Origin of the sequence: Nostoc sp. T09, assembly GCF_002154695.1 — a bacterium.
Taxonomy (GTDB): domain Bacteria; phylum Cyanobacteriota; class Cyanobacteriia; order Cyanobacteriales; family Nostocaceae; genus Aulosira.
Window position 1 is genome coordinate 96,335 of record NZ_MTAV01000032.1, and the last position, 18,153, is coordinate 114,487.

Sequence of the window (18,153 nt, forward strand, 5' to 3'; positions counted from 1 at the left end):
TAGTTTCCAATAGCTATCACTTAATTTCCCCTAGTTCAACATCTCTTCCCCCTATTTCAGATATAAACTAACGGGGGAGGGATCAAGAAAAACTAGGGGTATTTTGTGCGCCTGCTCACAACAGTCGCAGCTTTAAGCTGCTATTTAACTAAACGCCGCTCGGAAAATAAGTGTGCGGTTCTAGAAGATGTGGTTCTAGATGAGATGACTAGTTGGGACCAAACTGCTGTCGGTCTAGTGCCGACAATGGGAGGGTTACATGAAGGTCATTTAAGCTTGATTGAACGAGCTAGGCAAGAAAATTCTACGGTGATTGTCAGTATTTTCGTTAATCCGCTGCAATTTTCGCCCAATGAGGATTTTCAACGCTACCCCCGGACTTTAGAGTTAGACATGCAACTGTGCGAACAAGCTGGGGTAGATCTAATTTTTGCGCCCACTCCGGAACAAATGGGAGTTCCGCAGAAGAGTATACAAGAAGCGAAGGTTACACAAGTAATCCCTCCATCTGCTATGATAACAGGCTTGTGTGGTGGGACTCGGCAAGGACACTTCCAAGGTGTGACCACGATTGTGACCAAGCTTTTCAACTTGGTACAGCCTGACCGAGCCTACTTTGGCCAAAAGGATGCTCAGCAACTAGCAATTATTAAACGGCTGGTAGCTGATTTGAATTTTGCGGTAGAGATTGTTGCTTGTCCAACGGTGCGGGAAGCGTCTGGTCTTGCCTTAAGTTCTCGCAATCAATATTTGACTGCAACGGAAAAAGAGCAGGCCGCGGTGTTGTATCGCGGTTTGCAGCAAGCTGAGGCTATTTTCAAAGCAGGGGTTCGCGACAGCAGCCAGCTGATAGCGGCGGTACAGCAAGAAGTAGCAATGGTCAGTACTGTTTTAGTGGAATATATTGAATTGGTTGAGCCGACTACATTAATGTCTTTAGTAAAAGTTGAGGAGGAAGGAATGCTCGCGATCGCAGCTCGTCTTGGTTCTACACGTTTGATTGACAATATTCTCTTGTGCGATCGCCTACCAATCATCGCCATTGATGGCCCAGCCGGCGCTGGAAAATCTACAGTAGCGCGTCAAGTAGCGAACAAGCTAGGTCTGGTGTATTTAGACACCGGATCTATGTACCGCGCCGTTACTTGGTTGGTGCTGCAAAATAACATTGCCATTGACGATGAATGTGCGATCGCTGAATTAGCCAACTCCTGCGAAATCCAACTGACTCCCAGCCAGAATCTAGAATCTCCCGTGCAGGTTTGGATTAATGGTACGGATGTTACTCCAGTAATTCGCACTATTGAGGTCACATCGAAAGTATCCGCGATCGCCGCACAGAGTGCTGTACGTAAAGCCTTGGTGAAACAACAGCAAAGCTGGGGTAAAAGAGGTGGTTTAGTCGCTGAAGGTAGAGATATTGGCACCCATGTATTCCCGGATGCTGAAGTAAAAATTTTCTTAACTGCTTCTGTCAGCGAACGTGCTCGTCGCCGACTGCAAGACTTTAAAACACAAAACCAGCCTGAAGTTAGTCTAGAGCAGTTGGAACGGGATATTGCTGAACGTGACTGGAAAGATAGCACGCGTAAAGTTTCACCCTTACAAAAAGCAGCAGATGCGATTGAAATTCAAACTGATGGTTTCAGCGCGTCTGAAGTTACAGCCAAAATCGTTACCTATTGCCAACAGCAGTTATCTCAATGGTAATCTCTGTAATTTTGTGTTACTTGCTGACTTGATGTACAGAGGTGAGTGATTTAGCACCCACTCACCATTCTGAAATTCTAGATATCAAAGACTTTACGAAAGATCTGTTTTGAATTGCAGCTTTGTGTATTTGAATATTAGCGGATTGCGCATTTAATTCATCTAGCTAAAGACTGATTTTAAATAATTAAATTCTTATTACCACGGTTAGAAGTTTTATAGTTAGGGAATTTAGCTCAATAGTTAGCGAAAAATAAAGTTTAAAATCCAGGTAATGAGAACTATCATCCGATGTCCATTGCCTAAATTTAATAAACTTATGCCTGTACTCACTACTACAACATCAATAAAATCCTTGCTCTAGCGCCTTTTCACCACTTAATTGTTAAGAGTAGGTTAAATGGCATTAACCCAGGCATCAGAGCCAAAATATAGTTCTATATAAAGACTTTTGAATTTTACAAAAACCTGTCGAGATGGTTTTTTGAGTTAGCAAACTTTTTCTGAAGAATTTTGAAATTCCCCACAGCACTAGGAGGGATTTGACTAATTGCAACAGTCCTGTGTTTGAATCTTCACTTTGGTAGTAAAATGACGATGTTAAGTTTTATGTTCCAGCATGAAGGACATAAAACTTCTCAAAGCAAAACCTGTAATTCCTAAGCTTATAAATAGCTTTAAACTGGAAAACGGTAAAGAGAGGATTTTACACAATGGCATTTCAACAAGCCCCCCTACCCTATGACTTTAATGCTCTAGAGCCATATGGCATGAAAGGTGAGACTTTCGAGTATCACTATGGCAAGCATCACAAAGCTTATGTAGACAACCTTAACAAGCTCACCGACAATACAGAACTGGCTGATAAGCCACTGGAAGAGGTAATCAAAGTCTCTTTTAAAGATGCTTCTAAGGCGGGAATCTTTAACAACGCTGCTCAAGTTTGGAACCACACCTTCTTCTGGAACTCGCTGAAGCCAGCAGGTGGTGGTCAACCCTCCGGCCCACTGGCAGATAAGATCGATAAAGATTTTGGTAGCTTCGATAAATTTAAGGAAGAGTTCTCTAACGCTGCTGCAACTCAGTTTGGCAGCGGATGGGCTTGGTTGATTGATGATGGTGGTACTTTGAAAGTAATCAAGACACCGAATGCAGAGAACCCTCTAGCTTATGGACAGAAGGCACTGTTAACCTTAGATGTTTGGGAACACGCCTACTACATCGACTACAGAAATGCCCGTCCTGCATTTATCAAGAACTATCTCGATCAGTTAGTCAACTGGGACTTTGCTGCTGAAAATTTAGCCAAAGCTTAACTGGCTACAGGAATAGCTTTTGACAATTTTTTCAAGCTGAAAAAACTTATACCTGTTCTATGTGAAGTTGCAGATTAACGCCCGCAAGCTAATAATATGCATTTTCATATCGAAATGGTATTAGTTAGATTATTCATCTTGCCAGCAGTCACGACTACTATCGTGGCTGCTTTTGATTGGCTGCACAGATTAATAGCGCAGTAGTTCCGTTAAAGAAAAGTGGCCACTTATAGCTGCCTCATGTATCTTAAAAAGTAATCGCATTGAAAATATAAATATTATGGATAGCAAAGATTTAGCTCAATACTTGGAAGCAACCGATAGCATCTCAAAACCTTGGCTGTTGGTGCAACTGCGTCTCAAGAAACTACAAGAACGTCAATCCACGCTTTCAGAAGATGCCTATGCCAACGAATTACAAGATATTTACCAAGATTTGATGAATTTAGGAGAATGGTGGCGTGGCGTTGAACATGAGGTATTTTGATTAGTCAATAGTTAAGATATCCGAGATTTACTATTTGGGCGTACTCTTGAGGGATGTAAGTACACCCTGTTTTAGCGAATTGCTCTGGCGATCGCAGTTATAATTTTTTCATCTCTCCTAGATCCTCCCTTGCTTAGCTGTTTGAGGCTGGCAAGGGAGGATCAATTGCAATTAGGGGTGCAGGGGGATGAGGGAGTGTGGGGGACAAGGGGAGCAAATGACAAATGACAAATGACAAATGACAAATGACAAATGACAAATGACAAATGACAAATGACAAATGACTATTAACTCCATTTAACGGTTTACGCCGATTTGATATTTTAATAAAATAATCTCATCAAAAGACTCGCAGAAATATAAATGGACTGGATTACTTTACTGCGATCGCTACAGTCTGATTTTATTAAGAGGTTAACAACTGGTTGTCTGCTTCATTGCGAAACAGAAGCTCAATATAGTGAACTAACTATAATCTCTGGAGAGAGGTTAAAATCCCTCCGAGACTTTTGCTGGCAGATGGCAGAAAAATATAAACGTACTTCGCCAGTCCGTGACGTTTTTATCAACAACTTAAAAGGCAAACTTGGTGAAGAAGTTGTTAAAGAACGTTTAGCTGATTTTATTACAGAAGTGGATTATGAAAAACGATTCGGTGGTGATGGGAAGATTGATTTTACTCTCACTTGTGACCCATCGATTGGCGTTGAGGTAAAATCCCGTCACGGCAGTATTGATAAAGTTAGATGGTCTGTTAGTTCAGAAGAAGTAGAGAAAAATGCAGTTGTAGTCTGTGTTTTAATTCAAGAAGAGGTGCATGAAGCTCAAAGCGAATATCACCTTTTCTTGGCTGGATTTCTGCCTACTCAAATGATTAAGCTAAAAACTGGGAGAATCTCATTTGGTATTAATCAGTTGCTTTATGGTGGTGGTTTATGGTGTTATTTAGAACAGTTACAAGCTACTAAACCTAGTAATCAAAAAGAAGCTTCAATTTATAATTACAATCATCAACAAATTATACCAAGTAATCAAAATCATCATCAGCTAACCAAGCTTTTAGCATATGCCGAAAAAGAAGATGTGTTCTTGGAACATGAGCCTGATTTAAATCTCTTTTATGCAAATTTGGGTGATAAATCTTTTGAGCAAGGCGAGTCTGATACAGCAATTATCAACTATAACCAAGCCTTGCAACTTAACCCACATAATGCCGAAGTTTATTACAAACGTGGTATGGTGCGTTATCACCTAGGAGATTACGAAGGTGCGATCGCAGATTATACTCAGGTTATTCAAATTAATCTCAATCACACCAAAGCTTATCACCAGCGTGGTTTAGCTAATTATCAACTAGGAAATTATCAAGCAGCGATTGAGGATTATACGCAAGCTATCAGCATCAATCCCCATGTTGCCGTTACTTATAGAAACCGTGCTGACGCTCGTTCGCATCTAGGAGACCATCAAGGAGCAATTGAAGATTACACCCAGGCAATCAAAATTAATCCTCATTATGCCATTACTGACAAAAATAGTAGTATTTCGCGTTATCTGCTACTAGAACAGCAGAAATTTACTCAAACAATTAAGATTGATCCTCATGATGCTGGTGCTTACTATAACCGTGGTAAAGCGCGTGCTGATTTAGGAGATTACGAAGGCACAATTGCCGATTATACTCAGGCAATCAAAATTAATCCTCTTTATGCTGATGCTTATTACAGCCGAGGTAACACTCATTTTGACTTAGGAAATTATCAGGCTGCAATCATAGATTATAGTCAGGCAATTAAGATTAATACTAATTATGTAGATGCTTATTATAATCGCGGTCATGCTCGTTTCAGCTTAGGAGATAAGCAAGGCGCACTTGAAGATTTTCAAAAAGCAGCCGATCTTTACTGGAAAGAAGGCAAGATAGCAGAACACAACGATGCACGCGAAAGAATTCTAGATTTAGAAATTGAACAATCTTTAGACATTTTAAATTTCTAAGAAACAAAATCTCTATCTTAAAAATAGGGAACGGGGAGGAGAGTTGTAGGATTTTTCGGTGAAGAACTAGCTTGAAAATCCTTTGTGTCTTTGTGGTAAGAAATCTGTATCCAGAAAAATACAAATAAGCTAGGATTTTAACATTCAACTTGATGCTTAATAACAACATACAATCAAAAAATCTAACAAAAATTTAGCTTGATTAAAATATTTCTTAAACTTTATGGTATTTTGTTTTTTTAAACATCAAGTAATCTAATCAACTCAATTCAATGAGTTATAATCACAAATTGCCAAAAAATTTGGCTTTCCTATCTCTATCAGTGATATTGGGAGCTGATTTAGCGATCGCGGGAATAGCTCCTTTAGCAGTTGCTCAAACTACTACTGTACAGTCATCTATTGGTAGTGCGGTGACATTTACTTGTAATGACAGTGAGGCAACAATCAAAGCTAAAAATGGCCCCAAAGTAACTAATGGATCGACAACAATCTACATAGGTTATCAGCAAGTATCATCTAGTAACAAAGATCCGCGCATCGTCCGTTTTGATAATGGTATTAAAAGATGGTGTCGTAGCGATTATGAAACGACTGGTGATGATGGTTCAGGCTATGGCTTGTTTTGGGATGGAGGAAGCGTTTTATATGGTGTTTTCTCCTCCACGGGTAGCCAGACAGGAAATGATTTCCGGCGCTTTGCTTATGGTCGTTGGCTAACTAGTTATGGTAGTGGTGGCGGGCCTAAAGTAGCAATTATCGCCCGCATCGATCCAAGCAATGGTAACGTTAACTATGCCACATTTTTGACTGCTAAAAAGCCAAATGATGGTAAAACAAATTCTTTACTAGTCACCGGTCTATCATGGAATGGTGCAAATTTAACTGTGCGGGCAACTTCCTGGTGGACTCCCCGCCGCACTAATACAAGTGCAATGAATTGTTCTGGTTCATCACCTTATCAATATACAGCTGTATTTACTGGCGATTTAACAAAGATGAACTCGGCTTCAGCACCTACCTGTAGTTAATCAAGATTAGGAAGACCGAGAAATCAGGTTTTTGTAGTCTAGTCGGCAAATTTTAAAATCAACTCAAAATAAAACCCCTCCTTACACATAAGCAAGGAGGGGTTTGAAGTTAGGGATAAGTTTAATATCCGCCTTCTTCTTCGTATTCTGGCTGTTTCTCTTTGACTTTCTTAGGAATGTTGACGGGCTTTGGTGCATCTTCCCAAGCATCGCCATCTACATCGTCATAATTGTCGTATTCGTCAACGTATGGCTTTTTGTAGGGTTGAGCTTCGTATTTTGCAGGCTGTTGATACCTATCTTTATCCGTTGCCTCACTCCAGTTGTCTTCTTCGTCGTCTTCTTCGTATTGAATCGATTCATACTGACGCGCCTGCATTACTTGGCGCTGTGGTCTTTCTTCTTCCACATAATCCTCATCCCATTCTTCCCGTGCTACGGGTTCGGGGGTGCGAACTTTTGGCTTGGGTGGCTGCAATGGTACACCGCTGGGTAGTTGGTTCGCGGGTGCTACAGTACGCGGAGCACTATAGCCATATTCTTCATCAGCATCACGCTCCCAAGGTGCTTTGCCAATACCCAAACGTTCTAGCAAGCCAACTGTCAACTGGTTGGCGCGTTCTTCGGCTCCCTCAAATACAATCAATCTGCTGGGGCCTGTGCTGACGATTTCATCAATTGAAAGTTCGTATGTACTCAGCACTTGCTCAGGAATTTGTGGCAATCCCAAAGAAGCGATGACTATGGAATGAAGTTTCCCATTTTCACCATTGAATTTGAAACCCCGCACTCTGCCTAGTACTTCACCTGTTTCTGTAATTACTTCCCAGTTAATCAGGTTGCTTAAAGTTTCAACTTCAATATCTTCAATTACGTCCTCGTTATCTACCAGGATTACATCACCAATCTGGCTGATACTGCTAAGGAACATATTGCGCGGTATACCAGAAATAGAGATCAGGCTGTCTCTCAAGCCAAGAGCCACAACCTCTCGTTGGTCAATATCCACCCAGACTTGACTGACGATGCCTACTCGCTTGCCGTTATCGCGGGTAATCACCTGGGTATTTAATATGTCGGAACGCCTAATTATCTGTTCAGAGGTCATTCTATACCGAGTCCTGATCTCGAATCCGGTTAATCTATACACTATTATTAACAAAAACTCAAGCAGATGTATGGTCGGTTTGCAATTTGATTCCCAAAACTTGGGTGTAAGCGCCCCGTGCTTGAGTAACGCCAATTGTGCGTTCGGCTGATTCTATCATCGGTCGGCGCAAACTCACAACTATAAATTGTGCTTGTTTTGCCTGTTGTTTAATCATTCTAGCTAATCGCTCTACGTTTGCCCCATCCAAAAACATATCTACTTCGTCAAAGGCATAGAAGGGGGAAGGACGGTAACGTTGCAGGGAAAAGATAAAGCTTAAGGCTGTCAGAGACTTTTCACCACCAGACATGGAGGCTAATCTTTGTACTGGTTTTCCTTTGGGGTGTGCAACTAAATTTAAGCCACTGTTAAAAGGATCTTCAGGATCGTCTAGTTGTAAGTAGCCGTCACCTTCAGAAAGAATGGCAAAAATTGATTGAAAGTTTTCGTTAACGGCGTCGAAGGCTTCTTTAAAAGCACGTTGACGTAATGTCGTAAAGTTTTCAATGCGTAAAAGTAATTCTGTGCGCTCTGCTTCTAGGGTTTCCAGCTTTTGCGTCAGTTCTTGCAGGCGGTTTTGGGTACGTTCGTATTCTTCCAAAGCCAGCATATTTACTGGTTCCATTGCCTGTAAGCGTTTGGCAAGCGATCGCAATTCTTTCTGCAATTCTTCTAAGTCTACTTGATCGGGTACTTCTGGCAGGGGATTAGGCAATTCTGGCGCTAAGGTTTGCAGTTGCTCTTTGACGTTAACTAATTCTTCACGCCTTGCTACAAGGGTTTCTTGAAGTTTTTGCAGTTCCCATTCCAATTGTTGCTGACGCAGAAGATGCGATCGCAATTCTTGTTCGGTGCGATCGCGTTTTTGCTTTTCTTCGCCTAAATTCTGTTCCATCTGACTCAACCTCGCACGCATTTCGGCGATTTGAGTGCTGAGTGCTGAGTGCTGAGTGCTGAGTGCAGTTACTTGATTTTGCTGTGTTCCTTGCTCCTGCTGGTATTGAGTAATCCGTTCCTCTGCTTCTTGGATTTTCTCTTGCAGGCGCTGTTGCTGATTTTCGAGATTTTTTAATCTTTGTTCGGCTTCGCGTAATGATGTTTCTCTTTGTTGTAATTGTTGCTCTTGATTTTTAATAGTTGCTTGGATTTGTTGCCATTCACTAGGGGTTTGCGATGCTTCCAACTCTGCTAAAGTTTGTCGCAATTGTTGCAATTGCGTTTCTTGCCCTGGTAATTCCCGATCCAAAACTTCCAAACGAGATTGAGCAGTAGCAAATTTTTCGCTGTTTTGAGCTAATTGCGATCGCGTTGTTTCTAACTGTGATGTTAAAGTTTTAATTTCTTTTTGTAACTGTTCTAGTTGCAACTGCTGTTCTCGCCGCGCTTGTCGTGCTTCTGTCACCTCTTGCGCCAAGCGTTTTGTCTTACTTACGAGAGTATTGATGGCTTCACCACAACGCTCTAAAACTCGCTCTATTTCCCCCAAACGGTTTCTTAAGGCGGCGACTTCCTCTGGTTCTGCGGCTTCCACGTTACCAAACCGCAAGGATGAACGCTGGGTGTTGCTACCACCAGTCATCGCGCCGCTAGTTTCCAATAATTCCCCGTCTAAGGTGACGATGCGGTATAAACCTAAGTTTTTGCGCGCCTGTTCTAGGGTAGAAAATACGACGGTGTTGCCAAAAACATAGCTAAATACATCTTTATAACGGCGATCGCACTCAACTAAGTTCACAGCATAGTTGACGAAGCCACTGGCTAAACGTAGTGTGGCATCTTGGGTAAATCTGGGAGCGTTAATTTTATTTAAGGGTAAAAAAGTGGCTCTCCCAGCGCGTTTCTGTTTCAGCAGTTCAATACCGGCGGCGGCGACACCATCATCTTCCACCACTATATGACCCAAACGCCCACCAGCAGAGATTTCCAAAGCCAGCTGATAGCGCGGTTCTACTCTGCCTAACTGTACTACTAAGCCACAAAGTCCGGGCATTCCCGATTGCATGATGACTTTGCTAGCTTGCGTCCCTTGGACTTCCTGCTGTGCTTGCGCCTGCGCTTCTAGTTTATCTAATTGCCGTTGTTTTTCGCGCTGTTCTTGCAGTAAGCGCTTTTGAGTATCTTGTTGAATTTGCAGTTCTTGTTCGGTGGCTGCGAGATTTTGCGCTAAGTTTTGGATCGGTTCGCTAGAGGTGTTAAATTCTGTTTCTAAGCGACTACAATCAGCTTGTTTTGTGGTTAATTCTGGCTCTAAAGTAGCAACTAGCTGGGTTTGCTCTTGAATTTGCTGCTGTAGTTGGCTATTGCGCTCTGTTAACTGCGCTTGCTCAGTGCGTTGCGGTTCGAGAGTTTGCAGCAGAGTTTCAATTTGACGATTTAAGGCCGTTTGTTGCTGTACCCAGGCTTCCGAAGCCGAAGCAATTTCCGCTGCTGCTTGGCGAGAAGTTTCTAAAGCTTGTTGTGTCTCATCCCTTTGCTGCTGACAATAGGTAATCGATTGCTTTTCGACAACCTGAGTTTGGGCAATTTGTTCTAGGGAACGTTGGTGCTGCTGAATTTCTTGCTGGTTTTGCGCCTGACGTTTTGCAGTTTCTTGAATTGCTGTTTCTAATTCGCTGCGCTGACGCTGGAGTTGTTTGTACTCAGCTTCTTGGGTGGCGAGGGTAGATTGTACGGCTAAAAGTTCCTCTTCCCCCAAAGCTTTGACATGAGCATTTAGTTGATCTAGTTCAACAGTTTTTTGCTCAATTGTGGTGTTAAGAGTTGTCAGTTCCGCAGAAAGTTCTTCTGATTTGCGATCGCCACTTTGAATTTGATTAGCTAATTTTTCTTGCTGTGCTTGCAGAGAACGCCATGATAGAACTGCTTCCCAAGATTGTTTAGCCAGATATTCGGCGCGGAGTTTTTGGTATTTTTCGGCTTTGGCTCGGTCTTGAGAAAGGCGATCGCGTTGTACAGTTAATTCTGTCTCAATAATCCGACAACTATCTTCCTTCTCCTTCACCTCATCTAAAGTATCCTTGGCTTGGTGAATCTTGCGATCGAACGCTGCTACCCCTGCCAATTCATCAATAATTTCCCGCCGTTCTCTGGCATTCATCGAGATGATACTGGTGACATCCCCTTGCAGCACAACGTTGTAACCTTCGGGATAAATCCGCAGTGTCTCTAATGCTTCGTGTAATTCTGTGAGCGTGCAAGATGCACCGTTAATATAATAATTCGATGTATAAGTTCCTTGGTGTGTCACTCGCAGCTTTCTGGTGACACTCCACTCTCCCGACGATTCGGGATTGGGAAGTTTTGAATTTGATTTGTCTTCCTCAACTTCCTCAACTTCTACTACTTCTACTACTTCTACTTCCTCGAAGTTATCCTCGCTGCTTTGCGCCTTAGTATCGTTGAGGGAGACTGCATCAGTAATATCAAACGTCACTGTGACACTAGCTTCCACAGTGGCACGACTTTTCGCTGTTTGAGCATTATTTACCAAATCTGGTAGGCGATCGGCTCGCATTCCCTTAGAACTAGCGAGTCCGAGACAAAATAGCAGCGCATCAAGAATATTAGATTTACCAGAACCATTTGGCCCAGATATGACAGTAAATCCCCCCAGCAAAGGAACTTGGGTAGTGCCACCGAATGACTTAAAATTAGTAAGTTCAACGCGCTTTACATGAACCATAGGCGCTCTTTTGCTGGGCTAATGAAGTAAAAGTGTAGCAAGGAAATATAGATTGTCTACTAGTTCAGCGAGAGAATTTAGGATTTATTGAACCACTTCAGGCCCAAAGAACCCAGATAAAAGTCAGGAGAGTTAATTAACACTGCTAATTAATTGGTATATTTTTACTCTAGATTTGAGCATTTCTATTTCAGTGAGTGAGTAAAATCCTCAAGCATCCTCTTGTGATGCTCTTCCTGAACATTTGTACTAGCGCTAATATAGCAGTCTTACTTTATATCATGTTTGACAAATGATTTTTACAAGCAATGAAATTTTATATAATTACTTTCAACTGTTAAAATACATAGATTTTGAAATTTTGTAAAATTATATTAGCTATTAAATAATCACGTAAATTATGCTACTTGAAGATTATTTTAATTTTCAGCGTCCTGATGATATTCGGCTCAAAGGTACAAGAGTAGGAATTGAAACTATTCTTTATGAATTTATCCATAGGAGTCGGACTCCAGAGGAAATTGCCGAAAGCTATCCCTCGGTAACTTTAGAGCAGATATATGCAACTATTCTTTATTACCTGCATAACAAAGAAGCTGTCAGCGCTTACATGACTGATTGGTTAGAGTGGAGTCATAGAATGCAAGAAGAACAGCGACGTAACCCCTCGCCAGTTGTTGCCAAGCTGATAAAATTCAAAGCTGAAAGAGAAGCCATGAAAAAAACAGATGACTCTCAAATATATTCTTGATGAAAATGTCGATAAACTATACAAACGACAATTTCGACAACGTAACCCCAACTTAATGATATGGGTAGTTGGAGATCCAGGCGCTCCACCTAGAGGTACACTCGACCCGGAAATATTATGTTGGTGTGAGGAACACAAGTTTATTTTAGTGACAAATAATCGTAAATCTATGCCTGTACATTTGGCTGAACACATCGCCCAAGGTCAGAATGTACCGGGTATTTTTATTTTGAATAATAAATTAACTATTGGTCAAAATATTAATGAATTAATTATAATTGCTGAAGCATCTTTTGATGATGAATATCAAAACCAAATAGTGCATTTACCATTGCTTCAGTAAAATCAAAGCTAAATTAATACTTATAGATTGGCAGTGCATCGCAACCCTAACAGAACCTTTTGCAGTTAACTGTATCGCTGTTAGTGCAGACAAAAAAATCTTGGCTAGTGCTGGTTACAACTCACTCTCAATTTGGGTCGCGATCGCGTAGTTCATGAAATGCTTGGAGCAGAATAGGCACGCTATCATAACTGCATATTTTTCCTAGCGTTATAGATTACCTGTTTGCGGATGAAGTGATTATTTATAAATACAAGATGCTCTAGTTCCGCAATAATTTTTGACTGTAACAGAGTTTCCCAAGATTATTTGCAAATTTAGTTTGGGTCGATTGTTGTCATAGCAAACTTATTTTCTAACTGCTGCATTATTCTACAGTCTGATTCAACCACTCCACCATAACTCTAAATGCTAGAAAGACACTTAGCGTCTGTGTGTTTGAGTCAGTGGCTTCTAGCTGTGGACTGATATGTGAGCAGCGATCGCGCGTATGTTGCTAAATTAACAAAGAAGAGATAAAATCACAACTAGGTGCAATCCACAATGGTATCTATTTCTACACCGTTTTCAGATATTAATAACCATTGGGCACGCTTATTTATTGAAGCTTTATCAGCGCGTCGCGTTTTAAATGGGTATCCTAACGGGACTTTTCGCCCGGATAACTCAGTGACTCGCGCTGAATTTGCTGCCATCATTGCGGCAGTGTTTACAGTACCTTCAAAGCGGCAATATGTCCCTTTTAATGATGTGCCTGTTAACAATTGGGCCTTAAGTGCTATTCAAAAATCTTATGAGACAGGATTTATTAGTGGATACCCCGATCGGACTTTCCGCCCCAACAATAGAATTGCTCGAGGCGATGTTTTCGTTGCTATAGTCAACGGTTTAGATATTGCTAGTAAGATAAAACCTGACTTGGTAAGTGCATTGCCACAAATCTATAAAGATGCAACAGCGATCGCAGCTTATGCCAAAAATCAAGTAGCCATTGCTACGAGTGCAGGCTTAGTAGCTAGCTATCCAAATATAAAATTACTCAACCCAAATATTGCGGCGACTCGTGCTGATGTAGCAGTGATTGTTTATCAAGCTTTGGTTTATCTGGGGCAAGCAGACAAAATTAACTCTGCCTACTTAGTAATCCCACCAACACCAACGCCAACGCCGATACCCACTCCAACGCCAACGCCAACACCCACGCCAACACCAACACCCACTCCCATACCAACGCCAATACCCACGCCAACACCAACACCTACTCCCATACCAACGCCAACACCCACCCCAACACCTACCCCAGTCCCATCTAATACGGTTAGGGTAAATCATCAACGGGAGTTTAGAGGGGCGTGGGTAGCAACAGTCTGGAATAGTGATTGGCCTTCCAAAGCAGGACTACCTGTTGCACAACAAAAATCTGAACTACTGGCGATTATCACCAAATTACAGCAGCTGAACTTTAATGCTCTAATTTTCCAGGTGCGACCAGAAGGCGATGCCTTGTATGCTTCATCATTAGAACCTTGGAGTGCTTGGTTGACAGGAACTCAGGGTAAAGCACCAGAACCATTTTATGACCCCTTAGAGTTTGCGATCGCAGAATGCCACAAGCGTAATATTGAACTTCATGCTTGGTTCAACCCCTACCGCGCTAAGAGTTCTATTCAGCAAGGGTCGAATGTTAGTCCCCACATAGCGGTGACTAATCCCCAAGCTGTTTACCAATGGGGTAATCAGTTGTGGATGGACCCAGGGTTGAAAATTGTTCAAGACAGGGCTTATAACGTTATTCTTGATGTTGTGCGTCGTTATGACATAGATGGCGTTCACTTAGATGACTATTTTTATCCCTATCCCATATCAGGTCAGGCTTTTCCCGATAGCAAAACCTACGCAACCTATAAAGAAGCTGGAGGTGGACTCAGTTTGGGTGACTGGCGTAGAGAAAATGTCAATCTCATGGTGCTGCGTCTAGCTGAGGGAATTAAAGCCGCAAAGTCCCATGTTAAATTTGGCATTAGTCCCTTTGGTATTTATCGCCCCGGACAACCAGCAGGTATTACTGGCTTGGATGCCTATGATGTACTCTATGCTGACTCGAAGAAATGGCTAGAACAAGGTTGGATTGATTACATTGCTCCTCAACTTTACTGGCGTACCGACCAAACACAACAAAGTTATTCTGCCTTACTCAAGTGGTGGACACAAGTAAACACAAAGCAAAGACACGTTTACGCTGGTAACAATCTCACAGAACCAAGCAACAAAAGTCGAGAGAGTGAAGAGATTGAAAAGCAGGTAATAATTAGTCGTAGCCAAGCTGGACTGTTGTCATTGGGAAATATCTTCTTTAATTTAGGTGTTTTGATTGACAATAGTCAGAGCATTGCTGATAAATTCCAAAGTCTGCTTTATAACAAGCCTGCTCTACCTCCAATTTTGCCTTGGCACGATACAACACCGCCAGCGCCCCCCACAGCACTGCAATATATTAACGGCAAACTTAGTTGGCAACCTGGCGATAATCAACCAGTTCGTTCTTGGGCAATTTATCGGCAAAGTGGCGATAGTTGGGTACTTCAGCGAGTTTTGTCTGCTGGTACAAACTTTGCCACTGTAGGGACGGGAACCTATGCAGTGTCAGCAGTTAATAGGTTAGCAAGTGAGAGTTTAGGGATGGTAATTACAGTCAGTTAATTTTTGGGCGTTGCATAATTGCAGGATGATTTTGGAATTTGCATCTAAAATAATCACCCTTCGGGTTCGGCAGTGACGCTCCTGCGTCGCTACCGCAATCGACGGGAACCGCCAAGACTGCGACTGCCTCACCGCGTCACCGCATCTTCCGGTCTTTGCGTCAGCCTCAATCATTCCCTTATTCAGCAACGCCAATTTTTGATATCTACATCTGTATATTGATGGATGTCGCTTGTAGAACTTCGTGTAATTGTATTGATGACGCGGAGATTTTTTGAATTAGTATTAATTATTTTCCGAAATTTATTTCTCACATCCTGAAGTATCACAGTAGGCTATTTTGGTTATTTTCTCCTTTTACCTCAAATGACTCAGTTGCAAAAGATTAAAGAATAGTAATAGCCAAAGAGCAACACAAAAGTGTTAATGTGTCGATGCTAAATTCTTTAAGAGCGTTGATCAAACCAGCTTTTGCCCTAGCAAGAATGAGCATGAACGAGATGATAATGAAATTTAACAGAATTTGGTTAGAGGAAGTTGGAAATAAAGTTCTTCAACATCACAGTAGCAGCAAATAAATAGTGAATATTCCCAGCAGGTAGTTACAGATTAACTAGAAAAATAGTTTTTTGAAAACAAAAGGGTATGACCCATGAGTGACGATACAAAGCAGGGTGGCTTTTGGACTACAGCGCCTGGCATTCTTACAGGAATTGCAGGTGTATTAGGAGGCGTACTAGCAATTATTAAAGTTTTTCACCCCGATGGTACAGGCTCTCCTAATCCTACTGCCTCTGATGCACCGAATCAAAATGCGATTGCTTCTTTTGTTGTGAACGCAAAAGATGAACAAGGTTTGAACTATTATTCAAATCAAGAAAATGAACCTATAAAGATTAGGTATAAAGCTAAGAAAAATGATTTTTGGGTTGTAGTTCCTAATAATTATCCAGGCAATAATCTCCCAAAAGGAGACATTTCATTAGATGGCGATAGAAATTTTCCGGCTAATAATTCTTATATGCCATGTCCAGGGGTACCTATAGGAGCATTGGTAGTAGTTAAGAAAAATCGTCAGTGCGTTGCCTCAGGTGCAGAAGGTACGTTTTCTCTAGATCCTTCAGAAAGAGCTTCATTCTTAGTGAATGATGTTAAAACTAAATACAATGACAATGATGGTAGCGCTACAGTGCAATTATATAAAACCAACTGATACTAATACCACCTTGAAAAAGGATGGCGACAGATGGATTTACAGGAGTTATGCCCAGAAGGCGATTGTAATCCATCTAAAATCAAAAATATATGATTTGCAGTTTGTTGTAATGACTTGAGATTAATCAGATTATTTTTCTCCGCATAGTCTGTTGTGAACAAATACTACCTATGATTGCAAGTTTGTATGAGTCTAAAACGGCAATTTGGAATTTTATTTCAACGTTATAAGTTATACAAAAATTTTTCAAATATCCATAATATATAAATATTTTTACTTGTTTATTAACTTAATTCAAGTCAATATTATGACTATTCAATCAAACCAGGATTATCAATATGACGATCAATCAAAACGGTATATTAATGCAACCTGGTCAAGGTGATACTTACGTAGTAGCTGTGATGTAATTACTTTTAAAGCAGTCAGTGAAGATACAGATGGAAAATATGCCTTTTTTGAAATTGTTGTAGAACCACAAATAGGACCACCGCCACATATTCATACTCAGGAAGATGAAGCTTTTTACGTTCAAGAAGGTACGTTTGAGTTTCACCTAGACGAACAAACAATTGTTGCTAATGTTGGCACTTTTCTCCACTCTCCCAAAGGTCAACTCCACTATTTTAAAAATATTGGTTCTACATCAGGTAAATTGTTATGTTGGACAACACCAGCAGGTATTGAAAAATTTTTTGCAGAAGTGGGTACTAAAGTAGCAGGTCCGCTAGCTCCACCTCTACCTATTACCCCTGAACTTATTGAGGAAATGCTCGCAACTGCCCATAAGTACGGTATCCAAATTCTTATTCCTAACGCTGATGCTTCTAGTTAGGAATAAAAAATTTGTAGGGTAGGCATTGCCCACCCTACATAAGTATCAATTCCGAATAATTTGGCTGAAGATATCAGGCTCAACGTTGAACAGTCTGTGCAGATTGATTAAATAATAAATCCCGCGCCTTTTCAATATCTAATGCCTGATTTTTGAAAGCTTCCGCCTTTTCGTAGGCGCGAATTGTTGCTGGACGGGCTTTAATTGTCTCAAACCAGCGTTTGAGGTTAGGAAAATCTTCTAGGTTCTGACTTTGAATTTCATAAGCGACAATCCAGGGGTAAGCGGCAATATCCGCAATAGAATAATCACCAGCAACAAATTCTCTATCTGCTAGTCGCTTATCTAACACTGCATACAAGCGTCCTGTTTCTTTGACGTAGCGATTAATAGCATAGTCAATTTTTTCTGGTGCATATTGGCTAAAGTGATGGTTCTGTCCCGCCATTGGGCCTAAACCTGCCATTTGCCAGAATAGCCATTGTAAAACTTCTACGCGATCGCGCACATCTTGCGGAATTAACTTTCCAGTTTTTTCTGCTAAATACAGCAGAATTGCACCAGATTCAAAAACAGAAATCGGCGCACCACCATTTGCAGGTTCATTGTCAACAATTGCTGGAATGCGATTGTTAGGTGAAATCTTAAGAAACTCTGGCTTGAATTGATCGCCAGCGCCAATATTTACAGGAATAATATTGTAAGTAAGTCCAACTTCTTCCAAGAAAATTGTGATTTTATGACCGTTTGGGGTTGCCCAATAATAAAGGTCAATCATGGTGATTTCTCCTGTTTGTCATTTGTCATTGGTTATTCTTACAAAGTTCTGATCGGAGGAAACCTCTGCTCAACGCCAGTTCGTTCAAGTCGGGAAACCCTTTCGGCAGTTCCTCCTGGGGGGAACCCCCAAGATCGGACTGCCTCACCACACGAC

14 protein-coding genes and 1 pseudogene are annotated in these 18,153 nt (G+C 41.3%); 12 read left to right on the forward strand and 3 right to left on the reverse strand.

From position 1 onward, the window contains the following. The first annotated feature begins 105 nt into the window (after positions 1-105). The 5 genes from BV372_RS08975 (at position 106) to BV372_RS08995 (ending at position 6,542) form a co-directional block, all read left to right on the forward strand. A complete protein-coding gene (locus BV372_RS08975; protein WP_086685983.1) occupies positions 106-1,710 on the forward strand; it encodes a bifunctional pantoate--beta-alanine ligase/(d)CMP kinase in 1,605 nt (534 codons plus the stop codon). Positions 1,711-2,423: 713 nt separating this feature from the next. Continuing rightward, the gene (locus BV372_RS08980; protein ID WP_086685984.1) at positions 2,424-3,026 is read left to right on the forward strand and encodes a superoxide dismutase; all 603 of its coding nucleotides are present in this window, start codon (positions 2,424-2,426) and stop codon (positions 3,024-3,026) included. Between the two features lie 280 nt (positions 3,027-3,306). Then, positions 3,307-3,513, forward strand: coding sequence for a hypothetical protein (locus BV372_RS08985; RefSeq protein ID WP_086685987.1), 207 nt, complete (start codon positions 3,307-3,309; stop codon positions 3,511-3,513). A gap of 363 nt (positions 3,514-3,876) precedes the next feature. Continuing rightward, positions 3,877-5,511 carry a tetratricopeptide repeat protein gene (locus BV372_RS08990; RefSeq protein ID WP_086685989.1) on the forward strand — a complete coding sequence of 545 codons (1,635 nt, stop codon included), beginning with the start codon at positions 3,877-3,879 and terminating at the stop codon, positions 5,509-5,511. A gap of 272 nt (positions 5,512-5,783) precedes the next feature. Next, on the forward strand, positions 5,784-6,542 hold the full coding sequence (locus tag BV372_RS08995; RefSeq protein WP_086685991.1) for a hypothetical protein: 759 nt from the start codon (positions 5,784-5,786) through the stop codon (positions 6,540-6,542). Between the two features lie 121 nt (positions 6,543-6,663). Here BV372_RS08995 and BV372_RS09000 read toward each other — a convergent pair whose 3' ends face one another. Both BV372_RS09000 and smc read right to left on the reverse strand, forming a co-directional pair. Next, positions 6,664-7,650 (reverse strand): PRC-barrel domain-containing protein, encoded by a 987-nt coding sequence (locus tag BV372_RS09000; RefSeq protein WP_086685994.1) that lies wholly within the window; start codon positions 7,648-7,650, stop codon positions 6,664-6,666. Positions 7,651-7,708: 58 nt separating this feature from the next. Then, entirely contained in the window at positions 7,709-11,374 is a 3,666-nt protein-coding gene (gene smc, locus BV372_RS09005; RefSeq protein ID WP_086685996.1) for a chromosome segregation protein SMC, read from the reverse strand. A gap of 400 nt (positions 11,375-11,774) precedes the next feature. Between smc and BV372_RS09010 the strand changes: the two genes are divergently transcribed. From BV372_RS09010 to BV372_RS37455, 7 genes and pseudogenes are all read left to right on the forward strand, one after another. Next, a complete protein-coding gene (locus BV372_RS09010) occupies positions 11,775-12,125 on the forward strand; it encodes a DUF433 domain-containing protein (protein WP_086685998.1) in 351 nt (116 codons plus the stop codon). Continuing rightward, a complete protein-coding gene (locus BV372_RS09015) occupies positions 12,103-12,468 on the forward strand; it encodes a DUF5615 family PIN-like protein (protein WP_086686000.1) in 366 nt (121 codons plus the stop codon). Before BV372_RS09010 ends, BV372_RS09015 begins: the two co-directional genes overlap by 23 nt. Before the next feature lie 543 nt (positions 12,469-13,011). Further along, complete coding sequence (locus BV372_RS09025; RefSeq protein ID WP_086686001.1) at positions 13,012-15,168, forward strand: family 10 glycosylhydrolase; 2,157 nt, start codon at positions 13,012-13,014, stop codon at positions 15,166-15,168. A 72-nt stretch (positions 15,169-15,240) separates the two neighbouring features. Continuing rightward, entirely contained in the window at positions 15,241-15,390 is a 150-nt protein-coding gene (locus BV372_RS36110) for a hypothetical protein (RefSeq protein WP_179198022.1), read from the forward strand. A gap of 430 nt (positions 15,391-15,820) precedes the next feature. Continuing rightward, positions 15,821-16,381, forward strand: coding sequence for a hypothetical protein (locus BV372_RS09030; protein WP_086686003.1), 561 nt, complete (start codon positions 15,821-15,823; stop codon positions 16,379-16,381). 502 nt (positions 16,382-16,883) lie between these two features. Next, positions 16,884-16,991, forward strand: a pseudogene (locus BV372_RS37450) (cupin domain-containing protein); the annotation flags it as partial. Between the two features lie 48 nt (positions 16,992-17,039). After that, positions 17,040-17,219: a hypothetical protein gene (locus tag BV372_RS37455; RefSeq protein WP_256973127.1), complete on the forward strand. Its 180-nt coding sequence runs from the start codon at positions 17,040-17,042 to the stop codon at positions 17,217-17,219. A gap of 79 nt (positions 17,220-17,298) precedes the next feature. On the opposite strand, the gene BV372_RS09040 is transcribed toward BV372_RS37455, so the two are convergent. Further along, positions 17,299-17,997 (reverse strand): glutathione binding-like protein, encoded by a 699-nt coding sequence (locus BV372_RS09040; protein WP_086686005.1) that lies wholly within the window; start codon positions 17,995-17,997, stop codon positions 17,299-17,301. Positions 17,998-18,153: the final 156 nt, after the last annotated feature.